A 5,631-nucleotide genomic window follows, 5' to 3' on the forward strand; every position below is an offset into this window, starting at 1 on the left:
CCTATAAGTTGATCCAGCTTGATGTCATTTAAATCGGTAATAGATGTGGTGTTGTGAATATCCTTTGAAGAAGCACCGGTAAAAAGGTTGATATTTTTCCTGTGGATATTATAAATACCCTTAAGGTCATAGCCCATTCCTATGGGGAAACTGAGCGGTGTAACTCGCAAGCCTAGCTTTTGTTCTATCTCATCCATTAGATCAAAGGCATCTTTACCTTCACGATCCATTTTATTGATAAATACGATGATAGGTATTTGGCGCATTCTGCACACTTTGACCAGTTTTTCAGTCTGTTCTTCTACACCTTTTGCAACATCTACTACAACAATAACACTATCTACAGCGGTAAGTGTTCTAAAAGTATCTTCGGCAAAATCTTTGTGTCCTGGCGTATCTAGAATATTGATTTTTGTACCGGAGTATTCAAAAGCAAGTACAGACGTTGCAACAGAGATACCTCGCTGGCGTTCTATTTCCATAAAGTCACTCGCTGCTCCTTTTTTAATCTTATTGCTTTTTACAGCACCAGCTTCTTGAATCGCTCCTCCATACAAGAGTAGCTTCTCTGTAAGTGTCGTTTTACCTGCATCTGGGTGGGATACAATACCGAATGTTCTTCTTCTTGCTATCTCTTCTGTAAACTTCATGTGTATAATTAATCAGGTTGCAAAAATAGGCAAATCAGCCATTTTATCAAGTCACTTCGTTAAAACAGCTTGCAAAATGATTGACTTTAAAATAAGCAAGTTTTATAAGTGTTTGAATGCGTCCTATTAATAATCCTTTCAGGTAAACTAGCTTAGTGCTATTTGTTAATATCTCGCTTTCGCGAAAGCGGAATTGAGATAAAAGGAAACTTTCAAACTCAAATTTAAAGATAGAAAAGGAAGCGAATACAGGTACATATGTAGGTTGCTAATATCGCATAGTGATGCTCGTCTTGTTAGGTGTGTTAAAAAATCATTAGTAATTACTATCTTTCCACCAATAGTAAGATTTGGAATTGTATGTTTGTTCATCAATTTTACTCGAACATTTGTAAACTCTCAAAATATGATAACCCTTAAAGATCTTGCCGCAACTCTGGGAGTCTCTGTATCTACCGTGTCTAAGGCATTAAAGGATAGTCCAGAAATAAGTAAGGATACTATTGCGCGCGTAAAAGTAATTGCAAAAGAACTTAATTACAGGCCTAATACACTTGCTTTGAGCTTAAAAAATCGACAGACCAAAACCATAGGAGTCATTATTCCAGATATATTAAATGTTTTTTTTGCCCGTATTCTTTATGGTATAGAACAGGAGTCTACCGCGTTGGGATATAACATCATTACTTGTCTATCAAATGAATCTTATGAAAAAGAAAATAACAGCCTCAATTTATTAGCCAACGGTAGTGTAGATGGATTTATCATGTCTATAGCTCAAGAAACTCAATCTAACGGTGAAGTAAAACACCTAAAAGACACGATCAATCAAGATGTGCCTATAGTTATGTTTGATCGCGTGGCAAATGATGTGGAGTGCGATAAGGTGATTATTGATGATTTTAACGCGGCTTTTAAAGGGACAGAAATACTTATTAAAGAAGGTCGTAAAAAAATTGTTTTAATCAATAGCTTAGGAGAATTAAGCGTGGGGAAACTTAGAGTTTTAGGGTATAAGAAAGCTTTGGAAAAGCACGATTCTTATAAAGGAGAGGCCCTAGTTATTGAAATAGACGATAATGAAGCTTTGTTAAACGATCAACTAGAAAGGGTGTTTACAGAACATACAGATATGGATGGATTGCTATGTATTGATAATGTATCTGGAATTATGTCGGTAAATATAGCACAACGTTTAGGAAGGAAAATTCCAGAAGATTTATCTGTTTTAGGTTTTTCTTCAGATGAGATTTCCCACCTTTCCTACCCACAACTTTCTACGGTTACTCAACATGCAGTGGAGATAGGACAGCAGTCTGTGCGCATGCTGGTAGATCGATTAAAAAACAAAACAAAAGGCCAAACGACCACCGCAACAATAGATTTTACTATAGAGTTAAGAGGTACTACCTTGTCCTTATAAGTTGGTCAACAATACTTCAATACTTGTTTGCCTATTAAATAGATGACTGGTTAGATCATTTTGTAATGAATAGGGTAATTTAACTACTACACCTAGGGCTACGGATCGAATTCATTTCCTTTTGTACTTTTACTAATTAAATGAATAAAAATTATCGAACAAGTTATCTTAGTAAACGAGAACGACGAGCAGGTCGGTATTATGGAAAAAATCGAAGCGCACGAAAAAGCTCTCCTGCATAGAGCATTCTCCGTTTTTGTTGTAAATGAACATGATGAAATTATGTTGCAGCAGCGCGCTTTAGGTAAATATCATTCCCCAGGTTTGTGGACCAACACTTGTTGCAGCCATCAAAGGGAAGGAGAAAGTAATATAGAAGCTGGTAAACGAAGGCTCATGGAGGAAATGGGTTTTGTAACAGAGCTAAAAGAACTTTTTCATTTTATTTATATAGCACCATTTGATAATGGACTGACAGAGCACGAGCTAGATCATGTAATGATAGGCAGCTATAACGATCTTCCCAATATCAACCCAGATGAAGTTGCCTCCTATAAATGGATGACAGCACAACATATCAAAGAAGATATGTTACAACAACCACAAATATATACAGAGTGGTTTAAAATTATTTTTGAAAAATATTATTCCCACATATCATGAGATTAACAGCATACCGCAAAGCACATTTTAATGCAGCACACCGTTTACACCGCAAAGACTGGAGTGATGAAAAAAACGAACAAATTTTCGGTTTGTGTAACAACAAATATTTCCATGGACATAATTATGATTTAGAAGTAGGAGTTACTGGTGAAGTTGATCCAGAAACCGGTTATTTAATAGATCTTAAAATTCTTAAAGATATTATTAAAGAGGAAGTAGAAAACTCCTTTGATCATAAGAATCTCAATGAGCAAGTTCCAGAATTTGCAAACCTTAATCCTACTGCAGAGAACATCGCTTTTGTTATTTACAATAAAGTAAAAGCAAAACTGGATCCTAAGTATGATTTAGAAATCAAACTTTTTGAGACAGTGCGTAATTTTGTGGTCTACAGAGGAGAGTAAGCTCGGCCAAACTTGGTCAGTTAATTATCCTATAAAAAGTAACAAGGATGCTATATACCTGGCCCTAGGAAAAGGCTAAAACTAGTTATAAAGTTATTTTAAACAGCATCACTATCTCTTAGAGGAATCTAAGTGAATTAGTAAGGCTTTTATTCACTATTTTTGCAGCAAATTATTTTATTATGGCAAGCATTAAAGATCTTAAACAAGACATCAATTACGTATTAGGAGATATCATCGAAGCGGCACTTATTTCTCAGGCAGCAAATCCTGAAAAAACAGCCGAGTCTGAAAAGATCGTAGACGATTCTATAGCAACTTTTGACGATTTGATCGCAAGAGTAAACGACAAAAAAGTAGACAGTCGTAAAGTACAACTAAAAGCAGTGAAAGCTGATTTAGAGACTAAAGGAAAAGGACTTATAGATAGAGTAAACGCTTTATAAGACAGTTTTATTTTTTTTAATTAATACAGACAGTTGTTTTCCATAAACAGTTGTCTGTATTTTTTTGGGCATTTTTTGAAAAACACCATCTAGTAAAATAGGGTTTGCATCACTAGCTTCACTAACTAATATATAAGGCGCTACTTCTTTATCCTTGTGCAGTTGGGCGTAGTTAATAGCATATAGCACTTTTTTCCTTAAGTATTTGTCATAAGCCGTATTTATAGAGTCGGTTACCAATGCTGTCCTAGTTGCGTCAGTTAGGGACATACTTCTTTTTACAATCTCGGTATAGACTTTATTTAATTTATCATTGTTTGATTTATAAATGCTGTATATATCTTGGTTTTTTGAGCCTGTGATTACAGCATCTGCTTCAAATTTATTCAAAGAGGAGTTGAATGTCATGGCGGTGTCCTCCGCAAAGAAAAGTAATCGGTCATTAAATTCAGCACCATCTTTTACGTCCAGATGCAAGTACATAATTTCTGTTTGATTTACATCTGCTGTTAAAGTATAGTCAGAATTACCATCAAATAAAGCTGAGTCTACATCTATTAAAACAGAATCTTGAAGACGTTTCAAAAATATTTTACCAGTTTTTATACCATCAATAGTTCCAGAGATTGAAAATTTGTTGGAATTAGTATGGTCACAAGAGGCCATGACGATAATAGCAAATAACAGAGAAAGCACTTTTTTCATGGTATAGTTTTTAAAGCTGCAAATATGCGTCATAACTTTTAAATAAGTGGTTATATCCTATTATGAAGTCGCTATCATTTGCATCAAAACGGTACAAGCTATCGCGCCTATTGTTCCTACTACATAACCAAAAACAGCAAGTAAAACTCCCACACTAGTTAATGATGGGTGAAATTCTGATGCTACTATAGGAGCACTAGCAGCTCCACCCACATTTGCTTGGGAACCCACAGCAAGGAAAAAGTAAGGTGATTTTGTTATTTTTGCGACTAGAATAAGCAATCCGGCATGTATAGACATCCATATAATCCCTACTAATATGAGGAGCGGATTTTCTACTACTTGTGTTAGGTCCATTTTCATTCCAATACTAGCTACAAGAATATAGATAAAGATACTGCCTAAGCGGCTGGCTCCGGTTCCTTCATAACCTTTTATAGGGGTATATGATAAAATGATACCTAGGAGTGTAGCGATAGAAATCATCCAGAAAAACTGACTGGTTAAAAAGCTTAAGTAAATATTTTTTGCAACTCCGTCTATCGTATTCATGACTTCAGATAGATAATTTGCTCCAAAATGAGCTACGGCTACCGCGCCAAAACCTATTCCCAGCATGACCATCATATCCGTAAAAGTAGCTTCACGTTTGACACTTTCTGTATAGTCAGAAACCCGTTTTTTCAAGTCTTCAATAGCCCGACTATCTGCCCCAAACCAGCGATCTATCTTCGCTGCTTTTCCTATTCCGAAGAGTAATATTCCCATCCATAAATTTGCTACTACAATATCGACTAGTACCATACCGCCGTATTTAGAAGGGTTAAATTTGTATACTTCTAACATAGCTGTTTGATTTGCGCCGCCGCCTATCCAGCTTCCCGCTAGTGTGGAAAGTCCACGCCATGCGGCATCAAATCCGTCCCCACCGACAGTTTCTGGAGAAAAAGAACCGACTATGAGAATGGCAATAGGACCTCCAATTACAATTCCTACGGTGCCTGTAAGGAACATAATTAAAGCTTTAGGACCTAGATTAAATACTGCTTTTAAGTCAATAGAAAGGGTCATGAGTACAAGTGCGGCGGGCAATAAATACCGCGATGCCATAAAGTATAAATTAGATTTTTCTTTAAGCACCTGACCGTCCTTCACGACATCCCAAGCTTCACCCGATATGATTCCAAAAGTACTCAAGATAGAAGGAAGCAAATAACACATCAATAAGGCTGGTACTACTTTGTAAAACTTAGACCAGAAACCTTGTTTTAAGGAAGAAGAATAAAAAACAAGCGCTAGACATATCAGTAACAAACCGAAGACTATGGTGTCATCGG

7 protein-coding genes are annotated in these 5,631 nt (G+C 36.1%); 4 read left to right on the forward strand and 3 right to left on the reverse strand.

The genetic code is table 11. The features are described from left to right. Positions 1–650, reverse strand: a 650-nt coding sequence (locus tag ACJAT0_RS12330) for a GTP-binding protein (RefSeq protein WP_415181899.1), incomplete at its 3' end; no start/stop codon positions are given. 406 nt (positions 651–1,056) lie between these two features. On the opposite strand from ACJAT0_RS12330, the gene ACJAT0_RS12335 reads away from it, so the two are divergent. The 4 genes from ACJAT0_RS12335 (at position 1,057) to ACJAT0_RS12350 (ending at position 3,589) form a co-directional block, all read left to right on the forward strand. Next, the gene (locus tag ACJAT0_RS12335; RefSeq protein WP_415181900.1) at positions 1,057–2,073 is read left to right on the forward strand and encodes a LacI family DNA-binding transcriptional regulator; all 1,017 of its coding nucleotides are present in this window, start codon (positions 1,057–1,059) and stop codon (positions 2,071–2,073) included. A 150-nt stretch (positions 2,074–2,223) separates the two neighbouring features. Further along, the gene (gene idi, locus ACJAT0_RS12340; RefSeq protein ID WP_415181903.1) at positions 2,224–2,736 is read left to right on the forward strand and encodes an isopentenyl-diphosphate Delta-isomerase; all 513 of its coding nucleotides are present in this window, start codon (positions 2,224–2,226) and stop codon (positions 2,734–2,736) included. Further along, positions 2,733–3,143, forward strand: a complete 411-nt coding sequence (locus tag ACJAT0_RS12345) for a 6-pyruvoyl trahydropterin synthase family protein (RefSeq protein WP_374004485.1) — start codon at positions 2,733–2,735, stop codon at positions 3,141–3,143. The genes idi and ACJAT0_RS12345 overlap by 4 nt, the downstream gene beginning before the upstream one ends. Before the next feature lie 182 nt (positions 3,144–3,325). Beyond that, positions 3,326–3,589 carry a hypothetical protein gene (locus tag ACJAT0_RS12350; protein WP_374004486.1) on the forward strand — a complete coding sequence of 88 codons (264 nt, stop codon included), beginning with the start codon at positions 3,326–3,328 and terminating at the stop codon, positions 3,587–3,589. Here ACJAT0_RS12350 and ACJAT0_RS12355 read toward each other — a convergent pair. Further along, positions 3,584–4,294 (reverse strand): DUF4369 domain-containing protein, encoded by a 711-nt coding sequence (locus tag ACJAT0_RS12355; protein ID WP_415181901.1) that lies wholly within the window; start codon positions 4,292–4,294, stop codon positions 3,584–3,586. The two genes, ACJAT0_RS12350 and ACJAT0_RS12355, sit on opposite strands and share 6 nt — an antisense overlap. Before the next feature lie 60 nt (positions 4,295–4,354). Beyond that, positions 4,355–5,631: DUF819 domain-containing protein (locus tag ACJAT0_RS12360; protein WP_415181902.1), on the reverse strand; the 1,277-nt coding region annotated here is incomplete at its 5' end.

The organism is Nonlabens sp., from assembly GCF_047636915.1.
Lineage (GTDB): Bacteria > Bacteroidota > Bacteroidia > Flavobacteriales > Flavobacteriaceae > Nonlabens.